Consider the following 17,453-nt stretch of genomic DNA (forward strand, 5'->3'; position numbering starts at 1 on the left):
TTTCAAAAGGGTTCCCCGGCCGCCGGAGGCATCCCCTCACACGGACCCCGGCATCCTAGGAGGCAAGCAAGGAATGAGTGATACGATCACCATCGAGAGCGAACTCAAGAAGAGCTATCTCGAGTACTCCCTGTCCGTCATCATCGGGCGCGCCATCCCGGACGTGCGCGACGGGCTCAAACCGGTGCACCGGCGCATTCTCTACGCCATGCACGACCTGGGCAACTACTACAACCGCGCCTACAAGAAGTCCGCGCGCGTGGTCGGCGACGTCATCGGCAAATACCATCCGCACGGCGACTCGGCGGTCTATGACGCCCTGGTCCGGCTGGCCCAGGACTTTTCCATGCGCGACACCCTGGTGGACGGGCAGGGCAACTTCGGCTCCATCGACGGCGACTCCGCGGCCGCCATGCGATACACCGAGGTGCGCATGGCCCGGCTCTGCTCGGAGTTCCTCGGGGACATCGAGAAGAACACGGTCGATTTCGCGCCCAACTACGACAACACCCTGCAGGAACCGACGGTCCTGCCGACCAAGGTCCCGAACCTGCTCCTGAACGGCACCACGGGCATCGCGGTGGGCATGGCCACGAACATCCCGCCCCACAACCTGGGCGAGTTGATCGACGGCTCCGTGCACCTGCTCGACAATCCGGAATGCACCATCGAATCGCTGATGAAGCGGATCAAGGGCCCGGACTTCCCCACGGGCGGGACCATCTTCGGCGGCCAGGGGCTCATCGACGCCTACACCACCGGGCGCGGCTCCATCAAGATCCGCGGCGTGGTCGAGCTGGAGGAGGCGCGCAAGGGGCACAAGGAATCCATCATCATCAAGGAGATTCCCTACGCCCTGAACAAGTCCACCCTGGTGGAGAAGATTGCGGCCCTGGTCCACGAAAAGAAGATCGACGGCGTGGCCGACCTGCGCGACGAGTCCGACCGCAAGGGCATCCGCATCGTGCTCGAGCTCAAGCGCGGGGCCATCGCGGACATCATCATCAATTCGCTGTATAAGTTTACCCCGCTGGAGACCAGCTTCGGCATCAACATGATGGCCGTGGTCGGCAAGCGGCCCATGCTCCTGAACCTGAAGGAGGTCCTGGGCCACTTCCTGGAGCACCGGCGCGAGGTCATCATCCGCCGGACCAAGTTCGACCTGGACAAGTGCGAGAAGCGCGTCCACATCCTGGAAGGCCTGCGCATCGCGCTGGACAACATCGACGAAGTGGTCAAGCTCATCCGCGCGTCCAAGACTCCGGAGGAGGCCCGCGACGGCCTCATGAGCCGCTTCAGCCTGTCCGACATCCAGGCCAAGGCCATTCTGGACATGCGCTTGCAGAAGCTGACCGGCCTGGAGCACGACAAGCTCCTGGAGGAACTGGCCGAGCTGATGAAGAAGATCGAATACTTCAAGGCCATCCTGTCCAACGACGAGGTGCTCAAGGGCGTGATCCGCGACGAACTGAACGAGATCAAGACCAACTACGCCACCCCGCGCAAGTCCGAGTTGCTCCGGGCGGACCTGGACTCCATCGACATCGAGGACCTCATCCCGGACGAGGAGACGGTCATCACCCTGAGCCGCCGGGGCTACATCAAGCGCACCCCGCTGTCCAACTACACCGCCCAGAAGCGCGGCGGCAAGGGCATCGCGGGCGTGCAGACCGGTGACGGGGACTTCATCCACACCTTCATGCTGACCACCAACCATCAGCATCTGGTGCTCTTCACCAACTTCGGCAAGATGTTCAAGATCAAGGTCCACCAGGTGCCCGAGGGGTCGCGCTACGCCAAGGGCGGGCACGTCAACAACCTCCTGCCCCTGGACAAGGACGAGCACATCGCCACCTGCCTGTCCCTGCGGGAGTTCGCGGACGACCGCTTCTTCCTGTTCGTGACCAAGAAGGGCATGATCAAGCGTTCGTCCATCGGCCTGTACGGCAACTGCCGGACCACCGGCATCCGCGCCGTGAACCTGCGCGATCACGACGAGCTCATGGACGTGCGCGAGATCGAGCCGGAAGTGGACTGCATCCTGGTCAGCCGCGAGGGCTCGGCCATCCGCTTCAACATCAACGACGCCCGGCCCATGGGACGCGCCACGGCGGGCGTCAAGGGCATGGCGCTCAGGCCCAACGACGAGGTCGTGGCCTGCGTGGTCACCGGCGACCAGGAGCGCGACCAGCTGCTGACCGTCAGCGAGGGCGGCTACGGCAAGCGCACCACCATCGACCAGTACCGGGTCCAGACGCGCGGCGGCAAGGGCATCCTGAACATGCGCCTGACCAACAAGACCGGCATGGTCGTGGGCGCGTGCATGGTCAACGAGTCCGACGACGTCATCCTGCTGACCTCCCAGAACAAGATCATCCGCATGTCGGTGTCCGAGGTCAGCCAGACGCGCGGCCGGGCCACCCAGGGCGTGCGGCTGGTGCGCATGGACGACGACAACAAGGTCATCGGCTTCGACCTGGTCATGGACGACGACGAAGACCTGGGCGAGGTCCAGGCCTAGGGACCATGCGACGCATACTCGTGCTGATACTGCTGGCCGCGACGGTGTTTGCCGTCGCGGCCTGCTCTTCGTCCGGTTCGCCGGGCCGGGAGGACATCGAACGGGCGCGCGACTCCTATTCCAAGGGGTTCTACCTCGAGGCGGAAAAGGACTACGAGCGCTACCTTCAGGTGGAGCCCCAGGGCAAGTTCCGCAAGGAGGCTTGGGACCGTCTGGCCGAGATCGCGGTGTCCATCAAGGGCGACCTGGATCGGGCCGTGGTCCTGCTCGAGGCCATGTATCTCGAACTGGGCGACGACCCGGACACGGCCTGGAAGATCATGTTCCAGCTGGGCGAGGTCTATTCCGAACTGGGCAACAATCCCAAGGCCATAGAGTGCTTCGAGAAGTGCCTGATCCATGCCCAGGGCAACCCGGAGCACACCTACAAAACCCAGCTGCGCATGGCCCGGCTCTACCGCAACATGGGCAGCTACGACCTGGTGGCCGGCACCCTGGAAAACTGCGCGGACTCGGCCGCGGACGACGAGGCCAAGGCCAGATGCCTGTATGAGCTGGCCCAGAGCTACACCTTCATCTCCAGCTGGTCCCAGGCGTCCAAGACCCTGGATTCCCTGCTCAGGCTCAAGCACATCTCGGACGAGACCAGGGCCCTGGCCATCTTCCTCCAGGCGGACATCGCCGAGAACGACCGGGACTACGCCAAGACCCGCGAGCTGCTCGAATCCATCCTGCACACCTATCCCAACCCCAAGGTGGTGGAGACCCGGCTGGCCAACCTGCCCGAGGTGGTGCCCGAGCCCCTGCCCCTGGTGCCGCCCAGGCAGTGAGCCGGGTTCGCGGGGCCGCTCTTTTGGTGTATGACCAGGACGGCGCCCCCACGCAACCTTCGGAGTGACCCGTGAAGATCGCCCTGTGCACCCCGTTCAAAGCGCTGGACAACCCGTCCGTGTCCGGCGACGTGACCATTGCCCGCGACCTGCGCGACGCGCTCGCTGGCCTGGGCCACGAGGTGGTCCCGGTGCCGTTCTTCCCGGCCAAGGAGATCTGGAAGCGGCCCGCCCGCTGGCTGCCCGCGTACCGGGCCATGGGGCGCATGACCGAGGCCGCGCGCGGCTGCGACGCCTGGCTGACCTACGGCTCCTACTACAAGGCCCCGGACATCTTCGGCCCGGTCTGCACGGCCCGGCTGGCCATTCCCTACGCCATCTTCCAGGCGAGCTACGCCCTGAACCGGGGCCGGAAATTGGCCACCTGGCCGGGCTTCCGCCTGAACCGGCGGGCCATGCTCCGGGCGGATCACATCTTCTGCAACCGGGCCAACGACCTGTGCGGCTGCGGCAGGCTGCTGCCCCCGGAGCGCTTTTCCCCGGTCCGGCCCGGCCTGCCCGCAGGCCTGTTCGCCCGCGACGACACCGCCGGCACCCGGCTGCGCCGGGCCTGGGGCGCGGAGCACGCCCGCGTGGTCCTGAGCGCGGCCATGATGCGCGCCGGGGTCAAGGCCGAGGGGCTGCGCTGGGTCTTCCGGGCCTGCGCCGATCTGGTCCGGCAGGGGAGGGACGTGGTCCTGGCCGTGGCCGGGGACGGCCCGTGCCGCCCGGAGCTGGAGGCCGAGGCCCGCGCCCTGCTCGGCGAGCGGGTGCATTTCCTCGGCCTGGTGGAGCGCCGGGAACTGGGCGGCTTTTTCGCGGCGGGCGACCTGTTCGCCTTCCCCGGTCTCAAGGAGAGCGTGGGCATGGTCTACCTGGAGGCCCAGCGCTGCGGCCTGCCCGTGGTGGCCACGGACGACGAGGGCGCGCCCATGGTCGTGGCCCACGGCCGCACCGGGCTGATCACCGGGGCGAACATCGAGGATTTCACCCGGGGCGTGGACGAGCTGGTCCGCGACCCCGAACGGTGCGCGGCCCTGGCGGCCGAAGCGCCCGGATACGTCACCAACGAACACGACGCGCAGCGCAACTACGGCCACGTGGCCGACGTCCTGCGCCATCTGGCCGAAGCGAGGGCCCGACAATCATGACCACCTATTTCTGCATGCGCCACGGCATGACCGAATGGAACCGCGCCTGCCGCATCCAGGGCAACACCGATATCCCCCTGTGCGACGAGGGCCGCGACATGGCCCGCAAGTGGGGCGAGTCCCTGGCCGGGGAGGGGTTCGACCGCATCCTGACCAGCACGCTCTCCCGCGCCCGGGAGACGGCCGCCCTGGTCAACGAGGTCCTGGGACTGCCCATGCACGAGGACGAACGCCTCGGCGAGCAGGACTGGGGCGACTGGACCGGCCTGACCAAGACTGAACTCAAGGAAAAGCGCAAGGAAGTCCGGCGCGAGGAGCACAAGGGGTTCGGGTTCCGGCCCCTGGGCGGCGAGAGCCGCGACGAGGTGCTCTGCCGGGCCTGCGACGCGCTCATCGACTTCGCCGCCGAACACCCCGGCGAGTCCGTGCTGGTGGTCACCCACAACGGGGTGCTGCGCTGCCTGGCCCACGCCCTGTCCGGCTCGGACTTCCTGCCCGGCGACCCCGTGGAATACCTTCCCTACCGGCTGCACCGCATCGAATGCATCGACAACGAGCTCGCCCTGGGCGAGCTGAACATGGAGCTCTAATGCGCATCGTCTTCTACTGCCAGCACGTCCTCGGCGTGGGCCATATGTTCCGGTCCCTGGAAATCGTCAAGGCCTTGAAAAACCACGAGGTCATCCTGGTCACAGGCGGGGCCGAGGTGGACTTCGACCCGCCCGCGAACATGACCCGCATCCAGCTGCCCGGCCTGATGATGGACGCCAAGTTCACCCGGTTCATCCCCCTGGAGGAGGGGGCCGAGGTGGACGAGGTCCTGGTCCGGCGGCTGCGCCTGTTCAAGGAGATCATGGCCCGGTACCAGCCCGACATCTTCATGGTCGAGCTCTTCCCCTTCGGCCGCAAGAAGTTCCGCTTCGAGCTCCTGCCCATCCTCAAGAAGGTCCGCAAGGGCGAGTACGGCCCCTGCCGCGCGGTCTGCTCCGTGCGCGACATCCTGGTGGAAAAGAACGACATGAAGCGCCAGGTGGAGCGGGTCCACGGCTACCTGAACCCCAACTTCGACCACGTCCTGGTCCACTCGGACCCCAACCTGGTCCGGTTGGACGAAACCTTTCCCGGCGTGGACGGCATCGTCCCCGAGGTCCACTACACCGGCTACGTGGCCCGCAAGCCCGATCCGGCCGAGACCGCGCGCCTGGCCGCCGAGCTGAACCTCGGCGACACCCCGCTGGTGGTCGTGTCCGTGGGCGGGGGCCACATCGGCCGCGACCTGCTGCGCGGGGCCCTGGCCGCCTCGCCCATCCTGAACGAGACCCACCCCCACCGGCTGGCCGTGTTCACCGGCCCCTATGCCGAGGAGGACGAGTTCGCCCGCCTCCGGGCCATCGCCGAACAATACCCGCACATCACCCTCAAGCGTTTCACCAAGCGGTTCCTGGCCTACCTGGACCTGGCCCGCCTGTCCGTCTCGCTCGGCGGGTACAACACCACCATGAACCTCCTGGCCACCAACACCTTCGGGCTCATGTACCCCTTCCTCCAGAACCGCGAACAGAACATGCGCGCCCGGCGCATCGAGGAAAAGGGCGGACTCAAGGTCATCACCCAGGACGACCTCGGGCCGGAACGCCTCGTCCCGCTCATGCGCGAAGGCCTGGACCGCACGGCCGCGCCCCTCAACCTCAACCTGGACGGGGCCGCCAACTCCGCCCGCATCCTCGAGGACATCCACGCAGCCATGTAGCCCGGCCACACTTTCCCATCGCCACTCGCCGCCCGGCAGGGTATACTGCCGCAAAGCAAAGGAGTGCACATGCTGCTCAAGGACAAGAAAGCCCTCATCTTCGGCGTGGTCAACGACCGCTCCATCGCCTACGGCATCGCTCGGCAACTCGGGGAACACGGCGCGCGCCTGGCCTTCAGCTACGCCGCCGACCCCATCGAGCACCGCCTGGCCCCTATCTGCGAGGAGCTCGGCGGCGAGTTCATGTACAAGTGCGACGTCACCTCGGACGACGAGATCGCCTCGGGCGTGGACCTCGTGCGCGACCGCTGGGGCGACGTGGACATCCTCGTCCACTCCATCGCCTACGCCAACCGCGAGGACCTCAAGGGCCGGTTCATCGACACCAGCCGCGAAGGCTACAAGGTCGCCCTGGACGTGTCCTCCTACTCCCTGGTCGCCCTGTGCCGCGCCTTCGAACCCCTGCTCGGGCCCGGCAGTTCCGTCCTGACCATGAGCTACTACGGCTCGGGCAAGGTCGTGGCCAACTACAACGCCATGGGCGTGGCCAAGGCCGCCCTCGAAGCCTGCGTGCGCTACCTCGCCGTGGACCTGGGCCAAAACGGCGTGCGCATCAACGCCATCTCCGCCGGACCCGTCAAGACCATGGCCGCCTCCGGCATCTCCGGCTTCAAGTCCATCCTCGGACGCATCGAGGAAAAAGCCCCCCTGCACCGCAACATCACCATCGACGACGTGGGCAAATGCGCCCTGTACCTCGCCTCCGACCTGTCCTCCGGCACCACCGGCGACGTGGTCTTCGTGGACTCGGGCTACAACATCATGGGCGTGTAAGCCCGTAGGGGGCGAGCGAGCGGCCGAGCGGTGGGAAGAATGCCTCCGGCGGGCCCTCGCCGGGCGGGCGTCTCCGACGGCCAGAGAACCCTTTGGAAAGGGTTCTCTGGACTCTCCCAAACTTTTTGTGTGCCTTCGGCAGGGGCGTTCGGGTGCGGGAGGTCGTGCGGGGTGTGAGGCATGCGAGAGGTCGGAGCTCGTTGCGGGGGGATCGGCTGGCGGCGGGCGGCGGTGTCCCGAAGGGTTCGCGCCGAGCGGCCCTCCGGGGCCCGGAGGGCCGCCCGGCGCGAATCCTTCGGGACGGTTGCCCAACGCCGCTGGCGATGTCGGCGGAACCCGCCAAAGCGGTTTCGCGGCGTTGGTAAAAGGCGGCGGGGCGGTGTCTTGAGCGAGCTATTTTTTTATTAAAAAAACACCCCCCGCGACTTCGGGCAGAAAAAACGGCGTGCTTCTTTTGGTGAAGAAGCACGCCGTTTTTTCTGCCCTAAATCGCATACCGGCACGGCGGGAGGCGTCCCGCGCCAAGCCTCCCGCCGCCGCACGCCCCGAGCGCCCGCCGGAGGCATTACCCGCATCTTCCTCCCGTCGCTCATCCCAAAAAACCAAGGCCGGGCAGAGCGTTTCCGTGGCTTGCTGCCCGGCCTTGGCCGGAGAGGACCTTATGAGGTCTGGATGTGGCGGGTCCGGACCCGAGCCGGTCCCGCGAAAAGTGTGTGGTTAGACGAGTTGGCTGATGCCGATGCTGAGGATCATGGACACGCCGGTCCAGAAGAGCAGCTTGAGCAGACCGAGCGGGCCGTTGGCGGCGCGGCACAGGTCGTTGTTCCAGGGTGCGCCCGTGGAATCCTCGGGCTGGAACAGGTAGGCGAGCATATTGATGTTGGACTTCTTCATTTTTCCGTCCTCCTTGCAAAATTCGTTGAGCGGAAGGCAGCCTCGATCTCCTGGTAGGCGCAGAATGGCGCGGCGGTCCAATAATGATGCGTGACGGCAGGCATAAGGATTTCTGATGGGACGCGATCAGGTGGGATGCCCCAGGAGCACGCCGAGAAGCACGGCCACAGCGGTCCAGAGCAGGATTTTGCCGATCCGCGCGGCTGCGGGTGGGGGTTGAAGCGGTTCGGCGTCGGAACTGTCCTCGGGCAGGAAGAGGTAGCTCCAGGCAGAGGAATCCGGCATGATTTTTCTCCTTTTCGGGTTGTAAGGGGTATTTTTGCCTGTGCGGACGGGGTTCGGTCCAATTACAAAGGGTGAAACCGGGCATAAGGAATAGCGATTGCCCAGTCCGTCGCGGGCGGGTATGAAGGCGGCATGGAACTGTACCAGTTGAGGACGTTCGTGGCCGTGGCCGAGGAGGGCAATTTCACCAGGGCGGGCAGGCGCGTGCACGCGACCCAGCCCGCGGTCTCCGCGCACATCAAGGCGCTGGAGGAGGAGCTGGGGGTGCGGCTGTTCGACCGGGTACCGCGCGGCGTGGAGCTGACCCAGGCCGGGGCCGAGCTGGTGCACGACGCCATTGAGGTGCTGGCCGCCGCACAGACGTTGCAGGCGCGGGCCGTGACCCTGGGCGGCGAGGTGGCGGGCCAGGTGGCGCTCGGGCTGTGCACGGACCCCGGTTTTCTCAAGGCCACCAGCCTGATCGACCTGATGAGCGAGCGGTTTCCCAAGCTCAACCTGAAGCTGATCCAGTCGCCGTCCGGGGTGATCCTGAACGGCATCCGGGCGCGCACCCTGGACGCGGGGTTCGTGTTTTCAGGCAACCCGTACCGGGACCTGGAGGCGGTCAAGCTGGCCGAGCCGGAGTATTCGATCCTGGGCGCGGCGAGCGTGGGGGACGAGCTGGCCGTGGCCGATGCCGAGGCCCTGTCGAGGTTCACCTGGGTCATGCCCGCGAGTCACAGCCCGTTCCGGGAGTTGCAGTTGGACATCTTCAACAAGTTCGGGATCGTCCCGGCGCGGACCATCGGCGCGGATTCGGAGGAGGTCATCCGGGCGCTGGTGGTGGAGGGCAAGGCGCTGGCCCTGGTGCGCGAGGACGAGGTGGCGGTCATGGTCGGCAGTGGGCTGGCGGCCGAGTGCGCGCTGGTGGGCCGTCATCCGGTGGAAGTGAATTTCGTGTACCGCAAGGACGAGGACGACCTGCCGTCCCTGGCCGCGATTCTCGAACTGGTGCGGCGCACCTGGGAGGTGTGATGGAACTGTATCAGCTGAAGACCTTCGTGGCCGTGGCCGAGGAGGGCAACCTGACCAAGGCGGCCGAGCGCATCTACGCCAGCCAGCCCGCGGTGAGCGGGCACATCAAGGCGCTGGAGGAGGAGCTGGGGCTGCCGCTGTTCGTGCGCACCCCGCGCGGCATGCGCTTGACCGAGGCGGGCAAGGGACTGAAGCTCAAGGCGGACTCGGTGCTCCTGGCCGCCGAGGACATGGCCAACCTGGCCGCCGGATACCTGGAGGAGCTGACCGGGTCCCTGACCATCGCCCTGAACACGGACACGAGCTTTCTGCGCGTGGCCGAGCTGTCGGCGGCCATGGCCGACGCCCACCCCAAGCTGCGGCTCAAGTTCCAGCAGGGCAATTCCGGGTCCATATTGAAGGACGTGCGCGACCGGCGGCTGGACGCGGGCTTTTCCTTTTTCGACAACCGCTACGCCGAGGTGGCGCACATCCCGCTCAAGGAGATTCCGGTGCGGGTGGTGGCCCCGGCGGCCTGGTCGGCCCGGGTGGAGGGCATGCCCCTGGACGGGCTGGCGACCCTGCCCTGGGTTCGCCCGGACCGGGAGTGCCCGTTCATGATGGTCCTGGACGGGGTGTTCGAGGGCTCGGGCATCCGCATCACCGACTACATCGAGGCGGACTCCGAGGATGTCATCCGTGAGCTGGTGGCGGCCGGAAAGGGCGTGTCCCTGCTCAAGCAGAGCGACGCGGACGCCATGGTCCGGGACGGCACGGCGGTGATCTGCGACGTGGGTCCGGTCCTGTCCCTGAACATCAATTTCGTCTACCCCAAGAGCCGGTCCGGCGACCCGACCATCCGCGCCCTGACCGAGGTGGTCCGGGGGCTGTGGCCCGGCGAGACCTGCTGACCTAGCTCACTTCCCAACACCGTTTGACGTGGTCGATGACCGCGCGCATGACCGGGTCCTCGTCGTGCCGCTTGAGGTAGACGAAGTTGGCCTGGATGGACAGCTCGTCGAAGGACAGGGCGTGCACGGGGCGGCCGATGCGGTTGGCCGCCTCGACCTCGTTGCGCCGCAGAAAGGAGATGCCCTTGCCAGCGGCCACCAGCACGCGGATGACCTCGTCGCCGTCCACCTCGAGCTGGACCGAGGGCTTGATCCCGTGGGACTTGAAGAACGGGTCGATGAGCTGCTGGAGCGGGTTGTCGGACGGGTCCATGATCCACGGCAGGTCGGACAGCCCGGCCGTCCCCTGGGCCATGCGATCCTTCCAGATGTCCGGCACGGCCACGAAGAAGCGGGTCTTTTCCAGCGGAATGGCGCAGATCTCCGGGTAGCGCGGCTCGCCGAAGATGAACCCGCAGTCGAGCTGCCCGTCGCGGACGGCCCCCTGGACCGAGGTGGAGGCGCGCTGCTGGATCTGGAGCACGATGCGCGGATGGTCCTCGCCCAGGGAGGTCAGCAGGGGCACGATGCGCAGGTATTCCGCGTCCGTGTTCAGGCCGAGCGACAGGTCGCCGACCAGCTCGTCCCCCATGCTCCGCGCCTCCAGCTTCAGCTCGCGGGCCGACTTGAGCACGGCTTCGGCCTTGAGCTTGATGCGCTCCCCGGCCTCGGTCAACCGCATGCCCTTGGGCGTGCGGATGAACAGCTTGGTCTCCAGCTCGTCCTCCAGCGCCTTGATGTGCGCGCTGACCGAGGGCTGGCTGGTGTGCAGCCGCACCGAAGCGCGGGTCAGGTGGCCTTCCTCGGCCACCACCACGAACGTCTTGAGTTGGTACAGTTCCATACCCGATCAGCCTCCTTGATGTCCGTCATAATCATATCCGATTGAGATCGAAATTGTCATCAGAAATTCCGAACAAGTACATCAAACAAAACAATTGGATTGATTTCGACATGATCCGTAGATGTGCAGATATGGAAATCCGCCCGGATGGCGGAGAAGGATAGGAGGAAATCATGAGCATGGAAAACGACACCAGACTGGCCATGATGCACATGCGCAACGATGCGCACCGCAACGACGATACGCGTCCCCGCAGGAACAGCCGCACCCACAGCCGCGTGCGCCCGGCCGCTTCGGCCCTGGCCGCCTTTACGCTGCTGCTGTTCACCAGGGGTTTCTAGAAGAATTTACCGGGAGCGACGCTCCCGCTTGCACAGCGGGTTGGAGGCGCTTTTGTCCGGGGGATTTGTCATCCTTTCCCCTCCGGACAAGAGCGCTTCTTTTATGTCAGGGGGTGGTTTCCGGGGGGCGGCTTGGGATAGCGGGTCATCCGCACATTTTTCCCGGCCGGCCCAATCCTCACGTGGTAAGCCACGCTGCGGTCGGCCCGGCCGGGAGAAAATGCACGGCTGACCCACTCTCCCAAGCCTATTCCGAGGGCGGAGAGCCGCTGTCGGGTGCCGCGCACCCGAATCGCTCCAGAAAAATGAAGAAAAAAGGCCTTTGACTCAATATTGAGTCGGAGGTCTTTTCATTGTGAATCGCCCCGTGAAGCGGCGCCAAAAAGATTAGGAAGGGAGAGGGGATGGGGGTCCGGGGGCTCCGCCTATTTCACGGCCACCCAGCTGGAGAGGGTGGAGACGAGGGTGACGGCTCCGGCCAGGATGAGCAGCTGGGTTGCCGGCAGGAATTGCAGGTGGATGAGGAACGGCGGGAAGTTCAGGGCGTCGGCCACGGCCGAGTGGGTGGCGGCGAGCAGGCCGATGCCCAGTCCCGCGCCGAGGATTCCCTGGGCCAGGCCGCCGATGAGCAGGGGCCAGCGGATATAGGCCGGGCTCGCGCCCACCAGGGAGAGGATTTCGACCTCGTCCATGCGCGTGAGCAGGGAGAGCTTGATGGTGTTGTGGACCACCAGGGAGACGATCAGGCCCAGGAAGCCGAGGACCGGCCAGACCACCAGCTTGGTCAGGGTTTGCCAGCCCTGGGCCAGGTCGGCCTGGAACGGGGTGTAGTTGACCTTGTCCACGCCGGGCAGGGACTTGAGCCGGGTGAGCAGGTCGGCGGCCCAGCCCGCCCGCTGCGCCTCGGGCGGCACGGCAAAGGCGGCCAGGCCGGAGTAGGGCAGGGGGTTGTTGTCGGTCAGCCAGGAAAAGTCGCCGGTCTCGCCCAGGGCCCCGGCCAGCTCGGACAGGGCGGTCCTGGGGGTGAAGGTCTTGAATCCGGTCAGGTGGTCCATGGCCCGAACGGCCTGCCAGTCCTTTTCCACCTGGGCCGGGAGAGCGTTGATTTTCCAGTAGACCTGGAATTCCACCTTGCCCCGGGAGCGGAGCAGCTCCCGGTCCACGTTGTGCATGCCGAGCAGGATCAGTCCGGTGAGCAGGGTGACCATGGCCACGGCCAGCAGGGTCAGCAGCTGGGCGAAGGGGTGCAGGCGCAGGTCGGCCACGCCGCGCAGGGTCAGGCGGAGGAACGGCCCGATCACAGGCCCACCTCGTCCAGTCCGGTCTCGTCGTCGGCAAAGGGATCGTCGAACGGGTCGTCCCGGGATTCGTCCGGCTCGTCGTCGGGTTCGCCCATGTCGCCCGGTTCCTCGATGCGTCCGTCCTGGAGGTGCAGGATGCGCGCGCTCGGCACGCACTCCAGGACCTCGGTGGAGTGGGTGGCCATGATGACCGAGGTGCCGTAGGTGTGGAACTGCTTGAAGATCTCCATGAGGTGCAGGGTCAGGTCCACGTCCAGGTTGCCGGTGGGTTCGTCGGCCAGGATCAACTCGGGGTTGGCGACCATGGACCGGGCGATGGCCACGCGCTGCTGCTCGCCGCCGGAGAGGCGTTCGCACAGGGAATAGCTGCGGGTCTCCAGGCCCAGGGCCCGGATGATGGCGCGCACGCGGCGCTCCAGGTGGGTGCGGGGCAAGCCGCGCACCTCCAGGGCCATGGCCACGTTGTCGAAAACCGTGCGCTCGGGCAGGATCTTGAAGTCCTGAAAGACCACGCCGACCTTGCGGCGGAGCCTGGGGATATCGCGCTTTTTCAGGGTGTTGAGCTGGAACCCGGCGACCGAGGCGCGGCCCCGGGTGACGGGCAGCGCGCCGTACAGCAGGCGCAGGAGCGTGGTCTTGCCCGCGCCCGAGTGGCCCGTCAGAAAGAGGAACTCGCCCTTTTCCAGGGTGAAGGAGATGTCCTTGAGGGCCCAGTAGGAGCCGAAGTTGTAGGACAGTCGTTCCACATTGACCATCATGTCGCCTTATGTACCCGGCTCGCCTCCGTTTGTACAGGACCGCAACGAAAACGCCGCCCCGTTCCAGGCGGGAACGGGGCGGCGCAGACGGGCTGTGTCGGTGAAGGAACTAGGCTTCGACCTTCCGGTAGGCCTTCACGGCCGCGCCGCAGATGGGGCACTTGTCCGTGGGTTCGCCGTTCATGGTGTGGCCGCACACGGAACAGATGTAGAACTCGGCGTCGGCGAACTTGTCCGGGTCTTCCAGGGCCTCGGCGTACAGCTCGGCGTGGACCTTCTCCGCCTCGTTGGCGAAGCCGAAATAGCGCAGGATGGCGTTCTCGCCCTCGGCCTTGGCGTCCTCCATCATCTCGGGATACATGGACTTGAACTCGTAGGTCTCGCCCGCGATGGCGTCCTTCAGGTTCTCCTCGGTGGTGCCGACGCCCTTCATCAGGCGCAGGTGCGCATGGGCATGGATGGTCTCGGCGGCCGCGGCGGCGCGGAACAGCTTGGCCACGCCCGGCTTGCCCTCGGCGTCGGCCTTCTCGGCATAGGCCAGATATTTGCGGTTGGCCTGGGATTCCCCGGCGAAAGCGGCCTTCAGGTTCTCCATGGTCTTGGTCATCGAATTTCTCCTGTATGGTTTCGGTTGTCGGCTCGCGGGCCGATTGAGTGCGTGGATGAAGTAGTAATGATTCCTGGCTAGAAACGCAAGCAAAAATTACCAGGCGCGGCAAGAGGCTGCGCAGGGGACCGCCACAGTAATAGCGATTGCGCCCGAAAAGGCAAGCGGGCTAGGCGGATTCGCCCAGGATCAGGGGCGAGACCCTGTCGCAGGCCGCGTCGTCGGGCACGAAGGCGGTCTCGCCCACGGCCACCACCGGGCGCATGCCGATGAGCGAGTTGAGCAGATAGGCGTGCCGGAAGGATTCGAGGTCCGCCGACGGCACGCGCACGGGCAAAATATCCAGCACGGTGCGGGCCAGGTCCAGGGCCACGGACGGCGCGCAATAGGGCGAGTCCACACACACGAACTGCCCCTGCTTCTCGAAGACCAGGGCCCCGCCCGCCGCCTCGAGCACGTTGCCGCCCAGATCGAACAGGGCCGCGTCGTCGAACCCCCGGGCCGTTGCCTGGCGCAAGGCCAGGAACCGGAACATTCCGTTGGTGGTCCGGACCGCGTTCAGGGCCGAGACATGCCGGTCCTCGCACACGCACAGCCGGAACGCCTTGTACGGCTTGGGCTCCACCGCCTCGGCCGTGAGCACCGGCGAGGCCGCCCGTCCGTCCACCGGATAGACGATGTCCACCCGCGCGGGCCGACCCTCCAATCCGTTGCGGTTCAACACCTGCCCGGCCACGGCCGGGAAATCCACCGTCGCATACTCCAGGCCGTACGATCGCAGCCCATGCAGCAGCCGGTCCAGATGACGGTCCAGATGACACAGCTCCCGGCCGTTGTAATAGACCGTCTCCCACAACCCGGCACCAAACCGGAAGGCACCGCCCGCCGGGTCCAGCCGGACCCCCTCCAGACCGTACCCGCCATCCTTGTAATGTATCATCGCGCACCCCACGTTCGCAGCATTCCCACCCACGAATACACACCCGGCCAAACGAAGTCCAACACGGCGTGGGGGGGCGAGGGATGACGAGCAGGGAAGGCCTCCGGCGGCCCCTTCGGGGAGGACCCTCGCCGGGCGGCGTCTCCGAAGGGCAGGGCGCTGCCCTGCACCCGCCAGGGAGCAAAGCCCCCTGGACCCCCATCGCCTCGCTGCGCTCGGTCTGCGGCGGCGGAAGGCTCGGCAAGGGACGCCTTCCGCCGTGCCGGTGTGCGATTTCGGGCAGAAAAAACGGATGGGACGGCGTGCTGCTTCACCGGAATGGGCACGCCGTTTTTTCTGCCCGAAATCGCGTGGTTGCTTTTTTAAGAGGGGAATAGCTCACTAAAAATACTGCTTCGCCGCCTTCTACCAACGCCGCAAAACCGTTTGGATGCGTTCCGCCATCCCCTCAGCGGCGTTGGGCAACCGTCCCGAAGGGTTCGCGCCCAGCCAGGCCTCCCGCGAAGCAGCACAGTCTTCCCCACACTCACCCCGCACGTCATCGCGCGTCCGCACGCCCCTGCCGAAGGCACCCAAAAAGGTTGGGAGAGTCCAGAGAACCCTTTCCAAAGGGTTCTTTGGTCCCGCCGACAAATCCGCAGGACAGCGGATTTGGACCGCGCCTGGAAAGGCGCGACCCCGCAGGGGTGAGCCCCAGGACGGGGCGAATCAAGGCGACCCCCGGTAGGGCCGCCGGAGGCATCCCCCGCATCCTCGTCCGCGTGAGCCCCGGTTTAGCCGGCGCCTTCGCGGTCCATGCTGCGGTAGTTGATGGCTTCGGCGAGGTGGTCGGGGCCGATGGTGCGGGCCTGGGCGAGGTCGGCGATGGTTCGGGAGATGCGCAGGACGCGGGTGTAGGCCCGGGCGGACAGGCCGAGGGTTTCGACGGCCTGGCGGAGGAAGCGGTGCTCGTTGTCGCCGAGGGCGCAGAATTCTTCGAGGGCGGCGCCGTCGAGTTCGGCGTTGAGGGAGAAGTGACGGCCCTGGTAGCGTTCGGCCTGGGTGCGCCGGGCGGCGAGGATATGGGCGCGCATGGTGGCGGAGTCCATTTCCGAGCGGGTCTGGCGGAGTTTTTCGTAGGGCACGGCGGGCACGTCCACGTGCAGGTCGATGCGGTCGAGGAGGGGGCCGGAGATGCGCGAGCGGTAGCGTTGGACGGCCAGCGGGGAGCAGGTGCAGGGGTGGTTTTCGTCGGACAGGTAGCCGCAGGGGCAGGGGTTCATGGCGGCCACGAGCATGACGTCGGCCGGGTATTTGAGGGTCATGAGCGAGCGGGAGATGGAGACCTCGCCGTCTTCGAGGGGTTGGCGCAGGACTTCGAGCACGGATTTTTTGAACTCGGGCATTTCGTCGAGGAAGAGCACGCCGCGGTGGGCCAGGGAGGTCTCGCCGGGCTGGGGGTAGCGGCCGCCGCCGACCAGGCCCACGTCGGAGATGGTGTGGTGCGGGGTGCGGAAGGGTCGGGTGACCATGAGGGCGCGGTCGGCCGGGAGCAGACCGGCCACGGAGTAGATCTTGGTCACCTCCAGGGCCTCTTCGAAGGACAGGGGCGGCAGGACCGTGGGGATGCGTTTGGCGAGCATGGTCTTGCCCGAGCCGGGCGGGCCGATGAAGAGCAGGTTGTGGCCTCCGGCGGCGGCGATCTCGATGGCCCGCTTGGCGTGTTCCTGGCCCTTGACCTCGCCGAAGTCGACGAGATGGGTGGTCCGTTCGTTCCAGAGGGTGTCGATGTCCACGCTGGCCGGGGCGATGGTGTCTTCGCCCAGGAGCATGCGCACGACCCGGCCGAGGTCGGCGGCCCCGATGACGGCGAGGTCTCCGGCCACCGCGCCCTCGCGGCCGTTCTGTTCGGGCACGATGATGCCCCGGCCGCCTTCCTTGCGCGCGGCCAGGGCAAGGGGCAGGACGCCGGGCACGGACTTGAGGTCGCCGCTTAAGGACAGTTCCCCGGCCAGGAACCAGCCGTCCACGGCCCGCTGGTCGATGACGCCCATGGCGGTGAGGATGCCGATGGCCAGCGGCAGGTCGTAGCCGCTGCCCTCCTTGCGCACGTCGGCCGGGGCGAGGTTCACGGTGATCCGGGCGGGCGGGACCTTGAAGCCGCAGTTCTTGAGGGCGGAGAAGACGCGCTCCTTGGATTCGCGCACCGCGCCCTCGGCCAGTCCGACCATGGTGAAGGCGGGCATGCCGGACCGGGAGAAGTCGACTTCGAGCTGGACCTTGAAGGCGTCGATGCCCATGAGGGCGGCGCAGGAGATGGTGGCGATCACGATTTCATCCGTGGGGACAAGGTGTTGGGGCGGGATGCCTGGGAAATGTGTACACGCATATCCATCCGCCTGTAAACCACCGGTCCCGCTGGGGCGGCAGGGGAGA

General features: G+C 66.4%; 17 protein-coding genes. 9 read left to right on the top strand and 8 right to left on the bottom strand.

Annotated features, from left to right (window positions below):
* The first annotated feature begins 73 nt into the window (after window positions 1–73).
* The 6 genes from gyrA to DND132_RS11515 all read left to right on the top strand — a co-directional run bounded on the left by gyrA (window position 74) and on the right by DND132_RS11515 (window position 7,125).
* The gene (gyrA, locus tag DND132_RS11490; RefSeq protein ID WP_014322915.1) at window positions 74–2,521 is read left to right on the top strand and encodes a DNA gyrase subunit A; all 2,448 of its coding nucleotides are present in this window, start codon (window positions 74–76) and stop codon (window positions 2,519–2,521) included.
* Window positions 2,522–2,526: 5 nt separating this feature from the next.
* Entirely contained in the window at window positions 2,527–3,351 is an 825-nt protein-coding gene (locus tag DND132_RS11495) for a tetratricopeptide repeat protein (RefSeq protein ID WP_014322916.1), read from the top strand.
* Window positions 3,352–3,422: 71 nt separating this feature from the next.
* Window positions 3,423–4,541, top strand: coding sequence for a glycosyltransferase family 4 protein (locus DND132_RS11500; protein WP_014322917.1), 1,119 nt, complete (start codon window positions 3,423–3,425; stop codon window positions 4,539–4,541).
* Window positions 4,538–5,131 carry a histidine phosphatase family protein gene (locus tag DND132_RS11505; RefSeq protein WP_014322918.1) on the top strand — a complete coding sequence of 198 codons (594 nt, stop codon included), beginning with the start codon at window positions 4,538–4,540 and terminating at the stop codon, window positions 5,129–5,131. Before DND132_RS11500 ends, DND132_RS11505 begins: the two co-directional genes overlap by 4 nt.
* Entirely contained in the window at window positions 5,131–6,291 is a 1,161-nt protein-coding gene (locus DND132_RS11510; protein WP_014322919.1) for a glycosyltransferase family protein, read from the top strand. The genes DND132_RS11505 and DND132_RS11510 overlap by 1 nt, the downstream gene beginning before the upstream one ends.
* A gap of 69 nt (window positions 6,292–6,360) precedes the next feature.
* Window positions 6,361–7,125, top strand: coding sequence for an enoyl-ACP reductase FabI (locus DND132_RS11515; protein WP_014322920.1), 765 nt, complete (start codon window positions 6,361–6,363; stop codon window positions 7,123–7,125).
* Window positions 7,126–7,842: 717 nt separating this feature from the next.
* On the opposite strand, the gene DND132_RS18530 is transcribed toward DND132_RS11515, so the two are convergent.
* On the bottom strand, window positions 7,843–8,019 hold the full coding sequence (locus DND132_RS18530) for a hypothetical protein (protein ID WP_014322921.1): 177 nt from the start codon (window positions 8,017–8,019) through the stop codon (window positions 7,843–7,845).
* A gap of 126 nt (window positions 8,020–8,145) precedes the next feature.
* Window positions 8,146–8,304, bottom strand: coding sequence for a hypothetical protein (locus DND132_RS18535; protein WP_014322922.1), 159 nt, complete (start codon window positions 8,302–8,304; stop codon window positions 8,146–8,148).
* Between the two features lie 132 nt (window positions 8,305–8,436).
* Between DND132_RS18535 and DND132_RS11520 the strand changes: the two genes are divergently transcribed.
* Entirely contained in the window at window positions 8,437–9,318 is an 882-nt protein-coding gene (locus DND132_RS11520; protein WP_014322923.1) for a LysR family transcriptional regulator, read from the top strand.
* Window positions 9,318–10,208, top strand: coding sequence for a LysR family transcriptional regulator (locus DND132_RS11525; RefSeq protein ID WP_014322924.1), 891 nt, complete (start codon window positions 9,318–9,320; stop codon window positions 10,206–10,208). Before DND132_RS11520 ends, DND132_RS11525 begins: the two co-directional genes overlap by 1 nt.
* Before the next feature lies 1 nt (window position 10,209).
* Here the strand turns inward: DND132_RS11525 and DND132_RS11530 are convergent, their stop codons facing one another.
* A complete protein-coding gene (locus DND132_RS11530; protein WP_014322925.1) occupies window positions 10,210–11,091 on the bottom strand; it encodes a LysR family transcriptional regulator in 882 nt (293 codons plus the stop codon).
* A 173-nt stretch (window positions 11,092–11,264) separates the two neighbouring features.
* Here DND132_RS11530 and DND132_RS18540 point away from each other — a divergent pair, with 173 nt between their 5' ends.
* Window positions 11,265–11,432 (top strand): hypothetical protein, encoded by a 168-nt coding sequence (locus DND132_RS18540; protein WP_014322926.1) that lies wholly within the window; start codon window positions 11,265–11,267, stop codon window positions 11,430–11,432.
* 425 nt (window positions 11,433–11,857) lie between these two features.
* Here the strand turns inward: DND132_RS18540 and DND132_RS11535 are convergent, their stop codons facing one another.
* From DND132_RS11535 to DND132_RS11555, 5 genes are all read right to left on the bottom strand, one after another.
* Complete coding sequence (locus DND132_RS11535) at window positions 11,858–12,733, bottom strand: cell division protein FtsX (protein WP_014322927.1); 876 nt, start codon at window positions 12,731–12,733, stop codon at window positions 11,858–11,860.
* A complete protein-coding gene (gene ftsE, locus DND132_RS11540; protein ID WP_014322928.1) occupies window positions 12,730–13,488 on the bottom strand; it encodes a cell division ATP-binding protein FtsE in 759 nt (252 codons plus the stop codon). Before ftsE ends, DND132_RS11535 begins: the two co-directional genes overlap by 4 nt.
* Before the next feature lie 112 nt (window positions 13,489–13,600).
* Window positions 13,601–14,098, bottom strand: coding sequence for a rubrerythrin family protein (locus DND132_RS11545; RefSeq protein ID WP_014322929.1), 498 nt, complete (start codon window positions 14,096–14,098; stop codon window positions 13,601–13,603).
* Between the two features lie 169 nt (window positions 14,099–14,267).
* Window positions 14,268–15,038 carry an aminotransferase class IV gene (locus DND132_RS11550; RefSeq protein ID WP_014322930.1) on the bottom strand — a complete coding sequence of 257 codons (771 nt, stop codon included), beginning with the start codon at window positions 15,036–15,038 and terminating at the stop codon, window positions 14,268–14,270.
* Window positions 15,039–15,811: 773 nt separating this feature from the next.
* Window positions 15,812–17,347: a YifB family Mg chelatase-like AAA ATPase gene (locus tag DND132_RS11555; protein ID WP_014322931.1), complete on the bottom strand. Its 1,536-nt coding sequence runs from the start codon at window positions 17,345–17,347 to the stop codon at window positions 15,812–15,814.
* Window positions 17,348–17,453: the final 106 nt, after the last annotated feature.

The organism is Pseudodesulfovibrio mercurii (assembly GCF_000189295.2).
Taxonomy (GTDB): domain Bacteria; phylum Desulfobacterota; class Desulfovibrionia; order Desulfovibrionales; family Desulfovibrionaceae; genus Pseudodesulfovibrio; species Pseudodesulfovibrio mercurii.

Excerpts from the sequence above, each read along its gene's own strand:
- DND132_RS11550 (WP_014322930.1), bottom strand. The coding sequence starts at position 15,038 with ATGATACATTACAAGGATGGCGGGTACGGTCTGGAGGGGGTCCGGCTG.
- DND132_RS11530 (WP_014322925.1), bottom strand. The coding sequence starts at position 11,091 with ATGGAACTGTACCAACTCAAGACGTTCGTGGTGGTGGCCGAGGAAGGC.
- DND132_RS18540 (WP_014322926.1), top strand. The coding sequence starts at position 11,265 with ATGAGCATGGAAAACGACACCAGACTGGCCATGATGCACATGCGCAAC.
- DND132_RS18535 (WP_014322922.1), bottom strand. The coding sequence starts at position 8,304 with ATGCCGGATTCCTCTGCCTGGAGCTACCTCTTCCTGCCCGAGGACAGT.
- DND132_RS11510 (WP_014322919.1), top strand. The coding sequence starts at position 5,131 with ATGCGCATCGTCTTCTACTGCCAGCACGTCCTCGGCGTGGGCCATATG.
- DND132_RS11495 (WP_014322916.1), top strand. The coding sequence starts at position 2,527 with ATGCGACGCATACTCGTGCTGATACTGCTGGCCGCGACGGTGTTTGCC.
- gyrA (WP_014322915.1), top strand. The coding sequence starts at position 74 with ATGAGTGATACGATCACCATCGAGAGCGAACTCAAGAAGAGCTATCTC.
- DND132_RS11515 (WP_014322920.1), top strand. The coding sequence starts at position 6,361 with ATGCTGCTCAAGGACAAGAAAGCCCTCATCTTCGGCGTGGTCAACGAC.
- DND132_RS11505 (WP_014322918.1), top strand. The coding sequence starts at position 4,538 with ATGACCACCTATTTCTGCATGCGCCACGGCATGACCGAATGGAACCGC.
- ftsE (WP_014322928.1), bottom strand. The coding sequence starts at position 13,488 with ATGGTCAATGTGGAACGACTGTCCTACAACTTCGGCTCCTACTGGGCC.
- DND132_RS11520 (WP_014322923.1), top strand. The coding sequence starts at position 8,437 with ATGGAACTGTACCAGTTGAGGACGTTCGTGGCCGTGGCCGAGGAGGGC.
- DND132_RS18530 (WP_014322921.1), bottom strand. The coding sequence starts at position 8,019 with ATGAAGAAGTCCAACATCAATATGCTCGCCTACCTGTTCCAGCCCGAG.
- DND132_RS11525 (WP_014322924.1), top strand. The coding sequence starts at position 9,318 with ATGGAACTGTATCAGCTGAAGACCTTCGTGGCCGTGGCCGAGGAGGGC.
- DND132_RS11545 (WP_014322929.1), bottom strand. The coding sequence starts at position 14,098 with ATGACCAAGACCATGGAGAACCTGAAGGCCGCTTTCGCCGGGGAATCC.